This window comes from Hymenobacter sp. HD11105, from assembly GCF_054051685.1.
In genome coordinates this window covers 271,515-285,308 of the sequence record NZ_JBSWBR010000004.1, presented here as the reverse complement: position 1 = coordinate 285,308, position 13,794 = coordinate 271,515, and the positions used below count along the sequence as shown (strand labels likewise).

Genomic DNA, 13,794 nt, shown 5'->3' with positions numbered 1-13,794 from the left:
TATTTATATAGCATATTGATTTCAAGGGATAACTTTATGGATATTACATCAATTATTAAGCTTGTATTTTAATTAATATTGATCATAAAATAACATACCACACCTAAGTGCCATTAATAAGTATTATTATTCCTTCTTATCAATCGGGGCACTGTATAGGTGAGGCCCTTGATTCAATCCTTGCTCAGTCCTTCACAGACTATGAAGTTTGGATAATTGATGGTAATTCAAGTGACAGTACTGATTCAGTTGTAGCTCAGTATTTGACCGTAAATCCCCATATCAAATGGATATCCGAACCGGATAAGGGTATTTATGATGCTATGAATAAAGGAGTGAAGCTTGCGAATGGGCAATGGATTTATTTTTTGGGAAGTGACGATAAACTTTATGATAAGTGCGTTCTTAAAGACATGTCAAAAATCATGAATAATACATCCGCCGATATACTTTATGGTAATGCTATTGTATTAAGTGATGGACACCGCCATGAGGGCGAAGTTAGTCTAATGACTTTGCTCACATCCCATAATCTATGTCATCAAGCTATCTTCTATCGAAAAGATGTGTTTGATAAAATTGGCTTCTATAATTTAAAATACCCAGTTGTTGCCGATTGGGATTTCAATATCCGATGCTTTCAAAACGAGAATATTCAGGCGCAGTATATAGTGAGAGATATTGTGTTGTTCAATAACTTAACAGGAGTGAGTAGCTTGACTCATACAGATCCATTTTACGATATGGTTCCAGTAACATATATTAAGCAGTTGAATATAGTCAAGCAAGAGAAAAATGATATAATATTATCTCGATCATATATAATTGGAAGGGCTATTTATGCTTTCTTAAAAAAAACAGGTTTTATAGCGCTTTTAAATAAGTTTAGAAGTTAGCTTTTACTAAGCTTATCAAACACAGTATGGCGACCATTCTTTTCGTAGGGCATGAAGCAAGTAGAAGTGGAGCTCCTTTTACACAATTGCATTTAATGCGATGGATTAAAGAGAACACTTTACATAAAATGGTGCTCATACTACTAGAAGGTGGAGCCCTATTACCAGAATTTGAAAAGTTAGCAGATGTGTACTTAGTGAACAGTCCTAAGTTTTCACTTCCTGCCCGCGTGTGGTCTAAACTGAACCGTATAGGCGGAATAGATCATAGCAATACTATAAACAGGGTTATTGAGTATGCTCCTGATGTGATCTTTGCCAGCTCACTCGTCGCAATTGATTACGCTATCAAATTAAAAGCACGACTTGGCATTAAGTTGATTTGTAATCTCCATGAGTTAGAGTTTGCTTTCATTTATATGCCCACTGCCAATTATCCAACTTCACTTCAAAAAGCTGACTGGCTGATGATGGGCTCCCATGCGGTAAGAAACTTTTATTTGAAAAATTTCCCCGTTAATCCTGACAAAACCTCTGTTATATACGACTTCATAGCCGACGAAAACACAGTGAGTCCTTCACTGGCTGATATTAAGGGCTTACACGGAATCCCGGCAACTGCCAAAATCGTGGGCGGTATGGGCAGCTTGCACTGGCGCAAAGGCTATGATGTTTTTTCGTACGTAGCGCGCGAGGTTACGAAGCTTTCCCCTGAAACATATTTCTTATGGGTTGGTGGTAAAAAGCAGTCTGCTGACTACAAACTACTAGAACGCGAGGTACGGTTGCTGGGGCTATCTGACAGGGTGATTCTAGCAGGCGAGCAGACAGATATACAGAGTTATTACGAGGCCTTCGATGTTTTTCTGCTGACTTCTCGCGAAGATCCTTTTCCATTAGTATGCTTGGAGGCAGCACTAGCCAAGACTCCAATCATTTGTTTTGAAAACTCTGGTGGCATGCCTGAGTTCGTTCGCGACGATGCAGGCTTTGTTGTAGACTACCTTAGCATTGATCAAATGGCAGAAAAAACTTTACTGCTACTAGGTGATGATTCCCTGCGTGAAAAAATGGGAGCAGTTGGCCGCGCGCGCGCATTAAATAACCACACGATTAGTAAGCTTGGACCTAGTATTATAGAGTTGATTGAAGGGGCATTATAACCGATTCAATACTCATGACTAATTAATATGAGCAGTTGAGGTAACAAGTAAAAGGTTAAAACAGGAGTTATGGGTCTAGTAACATGCGTAATTGGAGGCAGTGGTTTCGTTGGCCAAGCAGTAGTACAAGACCTATTACAGCACACCGATCGTGATGTAGTGATAGTCGGGCGTAAACCAATGGTATCACATTTGCCAGCTCGAGTGCGCTATGTGCAAAATCCATCCGGAGCTTCGGATGAGCTGCTTAGTAAAATACTATCTGAAGTTGACGAAGTCGTCGACTTGGCTTATGCCACAGTACCGCAAACCAGTTTTCAGAATCCAGTAAACGATATTTTAGTGAATTTGCCTGAGGCTGTGCGCTTGTTCGAACATGCAACGCAGTGGTCGCTTCGCAAGTTTGTTTGGGTTTCATCGGGAGGAACTGTCTACGGCCACGCCCAACAAGTTCCATTAACCGAAGATCACCCCACAAATCCGGTATCACCTTACGGTATCACTAAATTAGCAATTGAGAAGTATGCTCATCTATACTATTGCTCAACACAACTTCCCATTGTGTGCGTGCGCCCATCCAACGCTTACGGTGAGGGCCAGCGCGTTTATGCTGGGCAGGGGTTCATCGGCACAGCCATTGCCTCTCTACTCGACCACCGAACCTTAGACCTCTTTGGCGACGAGGGCACCATTCGCGACTATTTGCACATAAAGGATATGGCCCGCGGCATAGTTGCAGCGTTGACCGATGGGCATGTAGGCCAAGTGTATAACATTGGTAGTGGAATAGGGCACAGCAACCGTCAAGTATTGGAAATTTTGGAGCCGTTAGCCCGTACTATAGGTATGCCATTACGTCTACATGTACACCCTGAGCGACCATTCGATGTGAAGGTTAACGTTTTAGACAGTACGAAGCTATACGCCCATACCAATTGGAAACCATTATTAACTTTTGAGCAGGGAATACGGCAAACGTGGGAGTGGTATGTTGCAAACTATAAAGGCAAACCTAGTACTGATGGGCCAAGGCCTTAAGACGTCATGAGTATCGTGTGAATAAGACAGTATAGCAGACTTCTATAAGCTAAAAGCCTCACCATTTACGATGGTGAGGCTTTTAGCTTATAGAAGTCTGCTATAATAATCGCAGTAATATTATCGTAGACAAATGCTAGGATACTTTATTGGTATACCGAAAGCCTACTGCTTGCTAGCCATCCACCAAGTAGTCATTGTTACTTCTCCTGTGGTTTGTGTTGTCGTATTGTAAAGGAAGGTCTGACCCCATTGATTGGTGTATTCAGCCTTATAAACCAATTTTACGGGTGGAGGACATTCGGCTTGTCCAGTCCATTTAGCAATCTGGCCATCGGCTGGAGTAGCTTCTTTCACAATAGTCATTTTTACAGGGCAGCTCAAACCAGTTACTGCTGGCCCCTGATACCACGAATCCCCCACGGCAAATTGATCAGTTGGAACTGCCTTTAATTTAGTGGGAGCAGCAGAATCAGATTCCTTGGCGCAGCCAGTAAATAAGGCTACTACAGCTACTGCTGCAAGACGGGAGAATGCGTAAAATGATGCCATGGGTAGAATAGTAAAAATGGTTAATTAATGATTTATCAAATATAAGTACAAGTTTAATAATATGCTAATTCAAATAAAAAATTGCATTTAAAGTTATAGTGAACTAAAATAATTATATAAATACGGTGCTGAATGCGTAGACACAATCAATAGACCTAATAATTGAAGTGAGAGCCATTGGGGACTTTTTATGACATGTATATAGTTAGTATTGAATCAATCAGAGCGTTAGCAGTCAAAAAGGACGATTTAGTGCAGTGATTATCACTGATTTCATTTAGTATAAGTCATTTTCGGGAACGAAACCTGATATACAAGTCAATGATTGGCAGCCGTAGGAAGGCGGGAAGCGCATCCTTAACTCAACAAAGAAGGTCCGTGTCTTACCTTTGCAGTATTATGATTCCTGTTTAGCTTCTTGACAATACTGGAGAGCCGCGTGCATAGTGACTACTAATACAACTCGTTTATGACAATTGCTTTCGTTTCGTTGATGAGGGCGTTTCCGTGGGGTGGGAGCGAAGAGCTATGGTTTAGGGCTGCAAAGCTCGCCTTGGCTAAGGGCCATACGGTATGCACGCTTACTCAACGTTGGGATAAGGTGCCAGATAAAATAAAGGAGATAGAGCAATTAGGTGGGATGACATTTTTTTATGATGTAGCTACTTATAACATTGCCGAGAAGATAGCCATTAAGCTGCGTGCTAAGAAAAACGAATCAGATACGGTTCCGGATATAGACGCTGACGTGTACATAATATCCAATGGCTCAACCTGGGATTTTTTATATAATTATTACCTAACACGCAAAATCCTAAGCAAAGGAAAACCTTATATATTAATCAGTCAGCACAGCTTTGAGAATGGACATATCGTGCAGGCGGAAAGACGAAATGATGCTATTTCGATAATTGAAAAGGCTGAAAAGGTATACTTTGTTGCAGAACGTAATTGGCGGGCGGCCGAGCGCCAGCTAGGCCACGTCATAACGAATAGCCAAGTCATCAGTAACCCAGTTAATATCAGAGAGGTAGCAATAAGAGCATTCCCTGATTCAGCCAAATTACTGATGGCTTGTATTGCTAGGTTTGACTGTGATTTTAAAGGTCAGGATATATTGCTGCAAGCCCTGAGCAGTGAGCAGTGGCGAGCAAGAGACTTCAGCTTAAAACTATATGGTAATGGCCCCCACTCAAGCCATTTGCAACAGCTTATCGAAATGTACGCCCTGCAGGAGAAGGTTATTATAGAAGGGCACGTACAGGATATAGATAATATCTGGCAGATGAGCCAAGTACTTGTGCTGCCTTCTTTAAGTGAGGGTACCCCGCTAGTGGTAGTGGAGGCCATGCTATCGGGCAGACCTGTGCTAACAACTAATGTAGGCGATAACAATAAATATATACTCAACAATAAGACGGGATTTTTAGCCGCCACAGCATCAGTAGAATGCCTTACCCAAAGCCTTAATGAGCTATGGAGCAAAAAGGATGTACTTAGCAAAATGGGAGAAGCAGCGTACGCCCACGCTACCACACTAGTGGACTTTCAACCTGAGGAAACACTCCTAGAATCTATTCGCAAAGTTAAATAAACTGCTTTCGGTCCTGAGGTCATCAGCAGCCTTCCAACAATAGCCAGTATCCTACCTGCCAACTCATGAAACCTACTGGAGTTTCCTTCTTAGTCTGTACTTATAACGGAGCTCCGCGCATTGCTGAGACATTAACTTGCCTTGCGCAGCAACATGTACCAGCCGGAATACTGTGGGAAGTGATTTTCGTGGATAATGCGAGCACCGACGGTGTAGCGGATCTGGCCCGGCGTTTATGGAATGAACTGGGGACTCCAGCCCCGCTACGTATGCTGCTGGAACTTCGTCCGGGGTATAAGGTAGCGATGGAGCGCGCAATCAGTCAGATCCGGTACAGCTATGCCTGCATCGTAGACGATGATAACCGATTAGCTCCCGACTATCTTTCTGTCGGTGTAAGTATTTTAAGTAGAAATTCGGCTATCGGCATCCTTGGGGGGCAAAATACAGCCACGTTTGATGAACAGGAGCCCGAGTGGTTTCCAGCTTTCCAGCACTGCTACGCCGTTGGGCAACCACTTGACCGAGCCGCTGGTGGATTTAATCCGCTGCCTGATGGCAATGTCGGGCGCAATGTGTTGTGGGGAGCCGGCATGTTTATAAGAACGGAGGTATGGACCAAGTTGCAAGAAGCCGATTTCAAAAGTCTGTTCACTGGTCGGCAAGGCGAGAAAAACCTGACCGCCGGTGAAGATGATGAGTTGTGCTACGCGGCCCAGCTATTGGGCTATGAGATCTGGTACTCTGCCCAGCTGCAATTGCGGCATCATATGACCGATGCGCGCATGACATCGGCCTATCGAGACCGGTTGTTTTATGCTTCCGTTCGGTCGGCTGGCCGGTTAGGAGCTTACCGCAATGCGTTGTGGGGTAAGGCGGTGGAGGGTAGTGGTGTGCGCTTAAATCTGCTGAAAGATATTGCGTATATGAGCCTAGGGCTTGCTCGTCGAGTGTTTACTAAAGAGTATGCGCGGGCCTTGCGCCGCGGCGACACGTTTTACATGATGAATTGTAAACACCATTATTTAACGCTTTGCGACTTTGTTATTAATTTCAATCATACTAGAAAATACTACACTAGGGTAGTGGAGCTAAAAAAGAAAGCAGAGGCTAAATACAAAGCGTTGGATTCAACGTCACGGCGTCAAGTATCGCAATCTTTATAGCATTGGTGAAATAGATAGTTATTGCAATGAAAAATTCACCTCTTTATAAAAGAATCAAGTCGACCTTCGATGCTGTTACTAGAAATGTAGCCGTGCTAATGCCTCCCTGGAAAAATTATCAGGTGATGGGCGTGATGCCTGCAGCGCCGGCTTATTCGCCTGCGCTACCCATTAATTACAGAATGCTGCCGCCGTCTTTCGCTACAGCCTTTAAAAAGGAAATAGAGTTTGAGCATCATAAGATTTATGCTGTGCAGGATGTGTATGTTTCTTGGGATGGCGCAGTATTTAAAAACCTGCAAATCTTTACGCCTAGTTTGGTGCGGCCGGAGTTTAGAAGTCGATTTCAGGATACTTTTCTACTGCGACAGTGGCTGGGCGAAGTAGTAGAGCTACCTGAGACGGAGCCAGGTATAGCCGTGGCGCACAACCAATGGTCGGCAGAAAACTACTACCACTGGCTCGTAGATACATTGCCTAGGCTGCTTATTTTACGAAAAAAATATCCCAACTACTTGTTATTGGTTCCGCAGCCTTTGCCCCCCAAGGAGTTACCTGATTATATTCAGAAAAGCGCAGCCGTATTTGGATTCACTAAATATTTTCCCCTGACTACCAATCAGATATTAAAGGCAAGGCACTTGGTATTGGCGGAATTGACAGCAGAGTCACTTTTTCAGAATCCTGAATTAATAGTCCAGGTTCGGCAGGAGCTTATTACGGCGCTATGCCCAGATAAAGCATCGCCAACCAGACGCATCTACGCATCGCGGGCTACACAGGCCGTCCGGCGACTAGTAAATGAGGCCGACATAGAGGAACTGCTACAGAACTATGGCTTCGAAACTGTCTTTTTTGAGCAGCTCAGCTTCCTTGAGCAGGTGCAGTTGATGCGGGAAACCAAGATCTTCATGGGTACTCACGGGGCTAACATGACTAACTTGATGTTTCTGCCGCAGGAGTCCACGATTATAGAATTCCTAAATAAGGAGAACGGCGACCTCTGTTACTTTCGTCTTGCCTCCTGCTTCTCACTGCCTTACTTCTGTGTGCCTTGTGAGAGCACCGATAGCAGCCTATCCAATCAAGCTGACTTAGTGGTTGATTTAAAGGAAGTACAACAGATCGTTGCTACGGCTTTGAGCTAATTTGTGCGGCGTGAAGGCTAAGAGTGATCTGCTTTTGGTAAGGTGCTTGTGTGTGGCAATATTGTGCTGTTTCCTGTTTTATATAATATTTACGGGAAGCCTGTGTCCTTATGGTTTGACACAAAGTAAAACGCGCCTATCTTTGCTGCTCCTTGTTTAGAACCGATGAGCTGGCTAGCGAATGCAGCTCTTATTGACTTGAATCTGTTGAACCAGTTAGGTTTGCGTTAAAATTTGCCCTTTATGAAGCGTGCACTAGTAACCGGTATCACCGGTCAAGATGGAGCCTATCTGGCTGAATTGCTACTAAGCAAAGGATACGAGGTTCACGGCATTAAGCGCCGGTCTTCTCTATTTAATACCGATCGTATTGACCACCTGTACCAAGACCCGCACGAGTCGAACGTGCGTTTCAAGCTACATTATGGTGACCTTTCGGACTCCACCAACCTGATACGTATCATCCAGGAAGTGCAGCCAGACGAAATTTACAACCTCGGCGCAATGTCGCACGTGAAAGTATCGTTCGATACGCCCGAATATACTGCCAACGCCGACGGCATTGGCACGCTCCGAATTCTGGAAGCTGTGCGCTTGTTGGGCTTGACCAAGAAAACCCGTATATATCAAGCCAGTACCTCGGAGCTTTACGGCCTAGTGCAAGAGGTGCCGCAGTCGGAGCGCACGCCTTTCTACCCTCGCTCGCCTTACGCCGTTGCTAAATTATATGCCTACTGGATTACAGTGAATTATCGGGAGGCATATGGAATGTTTGCGTGCAACGGTATTCTATTTAATCACGAATCGCCGTTACGTGGCGAGACGTTTGTAACTCGTAAAATTACTCGTGGTACGGCTCGCATTGCTATGGGGCTGCAGCAAAAAATATTCTTGGGTAATCTGGACGCAAAGCGTGACTGGGGCCACGCTAAGGATTACGTGGATGCAATGTGGCGCATTCTGCAGCAAGATGAGCCCGAGGATTTTGTAATTGCCACTGGCGTAACTACAACCGTGCGCGACTTCGTAAGGATGGCCTTTGAAGAAGTAGGGGTGGAATTAGAATTTAGAGGAGAAGGAGTCAATGAGAAAGCAACTGTAGTGCGTTGCAACAATCCTGATTTTATGCTCGAAGAAGGACAGGTCGTAGTGGAAGTAGATCCAGCTTATTTCCGCCCTACCGAAGTAGAGTTATTAATTGGTGATTCTACGAAGTCACAACAGAAGCTGGGCTGGATGCCTAAGTATGATCTGCCGGCTTTGGTTAAGGACATGATGCAGGCTGACATCGCCCTGTTCCGTCGGGACGCTTATCTGCTCAAAGGCGGACACAAGGTGTATAGCTACCACGAGTAAGCCCATACTTAAGAACCTCGAATGTATTCTCACACAAAAAAGGCCGGCTTTAAAACCGGCCTTTTTGCTACTCAGGTTTCGCCGGGCTAAAATTTCTCTGGATACATTCAGGCTACACACTTTACTCTCTCAAAAGAAGCGAAGAATAGTAGCTACTGCTCAGCTTAATTTTAAGAATATTACATCTTGAGGTAAACCATGGACATTATCGTAAAATCATTTAATCGGCCTTACTATTTAGAGAGATGCCTGCGTAGCATTTATCGTTATATGATAGGTGAGTTTAACGTGAAAATTCTTGATGATGGTACTCCGCCTGAGTATTTGGAACGTATTCAACAACTTTATCCAAAGGCGCTTATTAGTCGTTCGCCACGCTATTCTGCTAAAGTTTTAGCACTGAAGGCGCACGTAGAAAACATGGTGCCGTTTGACCAAAAAGTAATTCCTATTGATTTTTGGATGGATGGTGTTTCGCAGGCAACTGAGCGATTTTTACTACTTGAAGATGATATATGGTTGACTAAAGAGCTGGATATAACTGTCATTGAGCAAGTAATGAAAGATGAAGACCTCGATATGGTGAAGTTGTATTGGTACGGTAATCCTCTTCTTAACTCAGGAAGACTCGTGCCCTTGGGTCATGGTGTTGAGGAAATTATTCCAAAGATTCCGCTTGCTACCCGCACCATTTTTTTGAATGATTATAAGGTGCGGTCGCTGCTATACAGACTTGGCTTTTTTCGTTTTTATAATGATTTTCATCTGTGGCTACCATTGTATACATTCCATTCAATGGCTTCGGTGTTCTTCCGCCGAGACTACTGGCTGGCACTCTGGACTCCAGATCAGGTAAAACTTAATGAAGCTAATCCGTTACGTGCAGCTGTTAAATACCATCGTACGCAAGGTAGCCGCGTCGCAAAAACTACAGAGGAATACACCTGCGACTCACATACTAGTTCTGCTACAAACATCTATTCTGATATTAAGCTTGATCCATTTGTCTTGAGCCATATCTTAAACCAAGCATGGTTACGAGGTGAGTTAGATGTGTACGATAATTTTCCCGCTGACTTCTCTCCGACGCATTTTAAACCATTATTAGATACTGCAGCTGATGAGCGTGCTACATTTGCTGAGTGGTTGCGCTGGGCCGAACGTCGTAAAGCTCAGTACCGGGCTTTGGGCTGTTTGGTAGATTGATTCTGGGTTAATGTTAATAAAGAAGATTGGAGCTCTGATCGAGCCATTAAAGCATAAGGGGTCGTTTGCTCAGAATCTTTTCATCTCCTTTTCTGGATCGGCCTTCATCACGGCGCTAGGCTTTCTACTCACGCCCATAATGTCGCGCTTGTATGCGCCGGCAGCTTACGGGCAGTTTGCCGTATTCACCTCAACGGTGAGCAACCTGGCTATGTTGACCACACTGACTTATCAAAATACGCTGCCTCTGCCCAAAACTAAGGAGAAAGCGCTAGCACTGATGCAGTTGACCATTTTGCTCTCGCTCACGTCCTTCGTGCTGGTGTCGGGGGCACTGCTGTTGTTTGGAGATTGGTTTATCACTTGGCTGCAGGTGCAGACTCTGGGAGCTTGGTTTTATACCGTGCCAGTACTACTACTGTTCTACAACCTTAGTCTGATGATGAGCAGTTGGTATACTCGTACCAAGGAATTTCGGACCCGCGCCGGCGTTGACGTTGTCACGACTATAGTTGGGCGCGTTTTCACGATTGGCTATGGCTGGTTTTCGCTGGGTCATCCCTCCGGACTGGTGTTGGGGGATTTTATTAGCAAGCTGACTACGTTTGTGGGACTGCTGCGTAGCGGCATACATCGTGAGCTGGGTGAGCTACGCCAGACTTTTTCCTTTGCTCGGATTCGGGAGGTGGCGATAGAATACCGGGAATTTCCACTATATATATTGCCTAGCGGATACGTGAGCACGCTGTCGGCGCAGCTACCCATCTTTTTTCTCACCAGTGGCTTCGGGGCTACTGTCGTGGGCTTGTATTCCTTTTCCGTAACGCTACTCGAAATTCCGATACACCTGACTGGCTCGGCCATGGCGCCGGTCTTTTACCAGAAAGCGTCCGAACTATACAACACCGAGCCAGAGCGATTAAAGGATCTGACACTCAATATCTATAATAAGCTTCTATACATTGGGGTTCTGCCATTAGGATTGATTACCATCTATGGCGACTGGATTTTCAAAATCGCTTTTGGCGCTCAGTGGGAAATGGCTGGGGTATTTACAGGCTATCTAGGCTATTATTACATTTTCAAGCTCACTTCGCAATCGACGAGTACCTTATATACGGTTCTCGGAAAGCAACGGTACTTATTGATATCCAATATGCTATTACTACTTACGCGTGCGGCGGCGCTTGCAGTTGGAATATATATGCAGGATATAAACCTAGCACTTTTGTTATTCGGTTTGGGAAGCTTGGTGTGCATTTTTATAGTGGATATGCATATACTTCACCTAGTAAAGTTGCCTGTAGTGCGTATTGCCCTACGCACGATTCTTATTTTGCTTACTACGCTAGCTTTGCTGAAAGGCATACGGTACGGTATTGAACATTTATTTTCTAATCTTTAAAGGACGGCTTCATGAGTGCTGATATGCTGCCTTCCTCAACCCCCTTTTTTAGCGTCGTTATTCCGACATACAACCGCGCTGAGTTTATTGCAGCTACGCTCCGCTCCGTAATAGAACAGCAATTTCAAAGCTTTGAAATTATCGTCGTTGATGATGGCAGCACGGACAATACTGCTGTTATAGTAGCTCAGGTTGCTGACCCTCGAATTCATTATCTGGTTAAAAACAATGGGGAGCGAGGCGAAGCTCGTAATTATGGATTTAGACGGGCCTGCGGGACGTACGTGATTTTTCTAGATTCCGATGATGTACTACACACAACGCATCTAAGTACACTGCACGCCAAAATTCAGCAGTTAGGCGCTCCTAATTTTATTGCTACTAAGTACAACTTCGACCGCGATGGGGTATTGGCTGATAGCGATATGAATAGTATAAAAGAAGGCTGGTACGGCTTAGATCTGTTTATAAGGGGCAATGCGCTAGCTTGTAATATTTGTGTGCGTCGCCAGAATTCAGCCTTACACGTGTTTGAGGAGGATCGACGTTATGCAGCCGTGGAAGATTGGATGTTTATGCTCGAGAATATGCAGCAGGATCGGGTATATATCATAGATGCCGTCACGCTGACAATGAACGATCATAATAACCGTTCCATGCGTTCAGATCACACAGCACTAGTGCGCAAACTTGCGCTAGCGTTAGATTGGATGCTTAGGCGTATAACCCTTACACTAGAGCAGCGCCGGGTACTCACGGGTCGGGTGGATTATCTTTGCGCCATTCACGCTTACGCCGACAATCATCGGGTCAAAGCCCTGAGCTATGCGCGCAAGGCCGCGCCCAACTTGCCCAGTCGTCAGGCCCTGATTTTGTTAGTCCGATGTCTAGTTGGGCTGCGGGCCGTGGAATGGGTAAAGAAACTTCGTACCTAAGCCTGTTGCCTATTCTACTCATTGTTTTCCTGTCTGCATGCGCATTTTGTTTTTGAGTTATTGGGGACTGGAAGATCCACTTACCATTTCCACAGTTTTCCCACACTTGCAGCTATTACAGCAGCGCTCAGATGTGGAGAGGATTCTACTCGTCACAATCGAGCGGAACGGCATGAAACCAATTTTTCAGCCATTCTTCCCCGCTGATAAGCTTACGTACGAGCCCCTTGTATCAGTGCCAGGACGTAATGTGCTGGTTACTAAAACAGATGATTTTCTGCGTTTCCCAAAGGAGTTGGTAAGACTTGCCATTGAACACCGCAGCAACTTGCTATTGGCTCGTGGAGCACCAGCCGGAGCATTAGCTTATCTGGTCTGGAAGCAAAGTAAGCTACCATTTTACGTAGAATCGTTTGAGCCGCATGCTGACTATATGCTGGAATCAGGTGTGTGGAAAAGTTACGATCCGCGATACTTATTTCAGCGTTATTGGGAGCGAAAGCAAAAGCAGATAGCCAGCGGTTTGCTGCCTGTGGCGGAGAATTATCGTCAGCAACTTATACGCGAGGGTGTTCCAGCTAAGCGAATTGTGACAGTGCCATGTTCTGTTAATGTGGCTGCTTTTGGCTACGACGAAGAAGAACGCCGCCGAGTTCGGCAGAAAATAGGCTTTGCTCCTGATGCGCTGGTAGGAATTTATGTAGGCAAGTTTGGAGACATTTATTATGATTCTGAGGCCTTCGATTTATTCAAAGCCGCTGCTAACCATTTTGGTCCCTGTTTTCGCCTGATTATTCTGACGCCTAATGCACAGGATGAGGTGCGGAGTAAACTAGCCAGAGTTGGGTTTACCGAAGAGCAGGTAGTTGTTACAAAAGCCCCCCACGTTGATGTACCAGGTTACTTATCGGCAGCCGATTTTGCTTTTGCTCCCATTAAGCCAGCTCCTTGTCGACTTTTCTGCTCTCCTATAAAGGTTGGAGAGTATTGGGCTGCTGGGTTACCAGTGCTTCTTACTGAGGGCGTAGGCGATGATAGCGCCATTATCCTGGAGGAGGGAGGAGGAGCAATCTTTAACCTTGATCAGCCAGCCAGTGTACCGGACGCCATTCGCCAGATAGCGGAGCAACTACAGACGCCTAACTACCGTCAACAGACGGTGTCGCTAGCGCAACGTCACCGCTCCCTAGACCGCGCCCGACAAGCCTACACTCATTTCTTTTCACTTCGTCAGCCAGTACCAGTGGGGTAGAGAAGCTGTTTGCTTTTTTATCTAATAAATTCTAAAGTCAGGCTTCTGCTTTTTAAGTGCTTTACTTTTAAGCTTGTCATTGA

General features: G+C 45.0%; 12 protein-coding genes. 11 read left to right on the top strand and 1 reads right to left on the bottom strand.

Features of this window, described 5'->3' with window-relative positions; translation table 11 throughout:
- The first annotated feature begins 107 nt into the window (after positions 1–107).
- The 3 genes from ACW9KT_RS14375 to ACW9KT_RS14365 all read left to right on the top strand — a co-directional run bounded on the left by ACW9KT_RS14375 (position 108) and on the right by ACW9KT_RS14365 (position 3,097).
- Positions 108–896, top strand: coding sequence for a glycosyltransferase family 2 protein (locus tag ACW9KT_RS14375; RefSeq protein ID WP_457081559.1), 789 nt, complete (start codon positions 108–110; stop codon positions 894–896).
- A 26-nt stretch (positions 897–922) separates the two neighbouring features.
- On the top strand, positions 923–2,059 hold the full coding sequence (locus ACW9KT_RS14370; protein ID WP_457081557.1) for a glycosyltransferase family 4 protein: 1,137 nt from the start codon (positions 923–925) through the stop codon (positions 2,057–2,059).
- 69 nt (positions 2,060–2,128) lie between these two features.
- Positions 2,129–3,097 carry an NAD-dependent epimerase/dehydratase family protein gene (locus tag ACW9KT_RS14365; RefSeq protein ID WP_457081555.1) on the top strand — a complete coding sequence of 323 codons (969 nt, stop codon included), beginning with the start codon at positions 2,129–2,131 and terminating at the stop codon, positions 3,095–3,097.
- A 165-nt stretch (positions 3,098–3,262) separates the two neighbouring features.
- On the opposite strand, the gene ACW9KT_RS14360 is transcribed toward ACW9KT_RS14365, so the two are convergent.
- Positions 3,263–3,649, bottom strand: a complete 387-nt coding sequence (locus ACW9KT_RS14360; protein WP_457081553.1) for a hypothetical protein — start codon at positions 3,647–3,649, stop codon at positions 3,263–3,265.
- Between the two features lie 469 nt (positions 3,650–4,118).
- On the opposite strand from ACW9KT_RS14360, the gene ACW9KT_RS14355 reads away from it, so the two are divergent.
- From ACW9KT_RS14355 to ACW9KT_RS14320, 8 genes are all read left to right on the top strand, one after another.
- Positions 4,119–5,243: a glycosyltransferase family 4 protein gene (locus tag ACW9KT_RS14355; RefSeq protein ID WP_457081551.1), complete on the top strand. Its 1,125-nt coding sequence runs from the start codon at positions 4,119–4,121 to the stop codon at positions 5,241–5,243.
- Between the two features lie 65 nt (positions 5,244–5,308).
- Complete coding sequence (locus ACW9KT_RS14350; RefSeq protein WP_457081549.1) at positions 5,309–6,409, top strand: glycosyltransferase; 1,101 nt, start codon at positions 5,309–5,311, stop codon at positions 6,407–6,409.
- 98 nt (positions 6,410–6,507) lie between these two features.
- Entirely contained in the window at positions 6,508–7,557 is a 1,050-nt protein-coding gene (locus ACW9KT_RS14345) for a glycosyltransferase family 61 protein (RefSeq protein WP_457081547.1), read from the top strand.
- Positions 7,558–7,800: 243 nt separating this feature from the next.
- A complete protein-coding gene (gene gmd / locus ACW9KT_RS14340; RefSeq protein ID WP_457081545.1) occupies positions 7,801–8,913 on the top strand; it encodes a GDP-mannose 4,6-dehydratase in 1,113 nt (370 codons plus the stop codon).
- A gap of 198 nt (positions 8,914–9,111) precedes the next feature.
- A complete protein-coding gene (locus ACW9KT_RS14335; protein WP_457081543.1) occupies positions 9,112–10,119 on the top strand; it encodes a hypothetical protein in 1,008 nt (335 codons plus the stop codon).
- A 139-nt stretch (positions 10,120–10,258) separates the two neighbouring features.
- Positions 10,259–11,524 (top strand): lipopolysaccharide biosynthesis protein, encoded by a 1,266-nt coding sequence (locus tag ACW9KT_RS14330; protein WP_457081541.1) that lies wholly within the window; start codon positions 10,259–10,261, stop codon positions 11,522–11,524.
- An 11-nt stretch (positions 11,525–11,535) separates the two neighbouring features.
- Complete coding sequence (locus ACW9KT_RS14325) at positions 11,536–12,459, top strand: glycosyltransferase family 2 protein (RefSeq protein WP_457081539.1); 924 nt, start codon at positions 11,536–11,538, stop codon at positions 12,457–12,459.
- Positions 12,460–12,496: 37 nt separating this feature from the next.
- Positions 12,497–13,711 carry a glycosyltransferase gene (locus tag ACW9KT_RS14320; RefSeq protein ID WP_457081537.1) on the top strand — a complete coding sequence of 405 codons (1,215 nt, stop codon included), beginning with the start codon at positions 12,497–12,499 and terminating at the stop codon, positions 13,709–13,711.
- Positions 13,712–13,794: the final 83 nt, after the last annotated feature.

Bases quoted from the DNA above. Each gene is read 5' to 3' on its own strand.
- ACW9KT_RS14370 (WP_457081557.1), top strand. From the start codon at position 923: ATGGCGACCATTCTTTTCGTAGGGCATGAAGCAAGTAGAAGTGGAGCT.
- ACW9KT_RS14335 (WP_457081543.1), top strand. From the start codon at position 9,112: ATGGACATTATCGTAAAATCATTTAATCGGCCTTACTATTTAGAGAGA.
- ACW9KT_RS14365 (WP_457081555.1), top strand. From the start codon at position 2,129: ATGGGTCTAGTAACATGCGTAATTGGAGGCAGTGGTTTCGTTGGCCAA.
- ACW9KT_RS14320 (WP_457081537.1), top strand. From the start codon at position 12,497: ATGCGCATTTTGTTTTTGAGTTATTGGGGACTGGAAGATCCACTTACC.
- ACW9KT_RS14360 (WP_457081553.1), bottom strand. From the start codon at position 3,649: ATGGCATCATTTTACGCATTCTCCCGTCTTGCAGCAGTAGCTGTAGTA.
- ACW9KT_RS14355 (WP_457081551.1), top strand. From the start codon at position 4,119: ATGACAATTGCTTTCGTTTCGTTGATGAGGGCGTTTCCGTGGGGTGGG.
- ACW9KT_RS14350 (WP_457081549.1), top strand. From the start codon at position 5,309: ATGAAACCTACTGGAGTTTCCTTCTTAGTCTGTACTTATAACGGAGCT.
- ACW9KT_RS14325 (WP_457081539.1), top strand. From the start codon at position 11,536: ATGAGTGCTGATATGCTGCCTTCCTCAACCCCCTTTTTTAGCGTCGTT.
- ACW9KT_RS14330 (WP_457081541.1), top strand. From the start codon at position 10,259: ATGTCGCGCTTGTATGCGCCGGCAGCTTACGGGCAGTTTGCCGTATTC.
- gmd (WP_457081545.1), top strand. From the start codon at position 7,801: ATGAAGCGTGCACTAGTAACCGGTATCACCGGTCAAGATGGAGCCTAT.
- ACW9KT_RS14345 (WP_457081547.1), top strand. From the start codon at position 6,508: ATGCCTCCCTGGAAAAATTATCAGGTGATGGGCGTGATGCCTGCAGCG.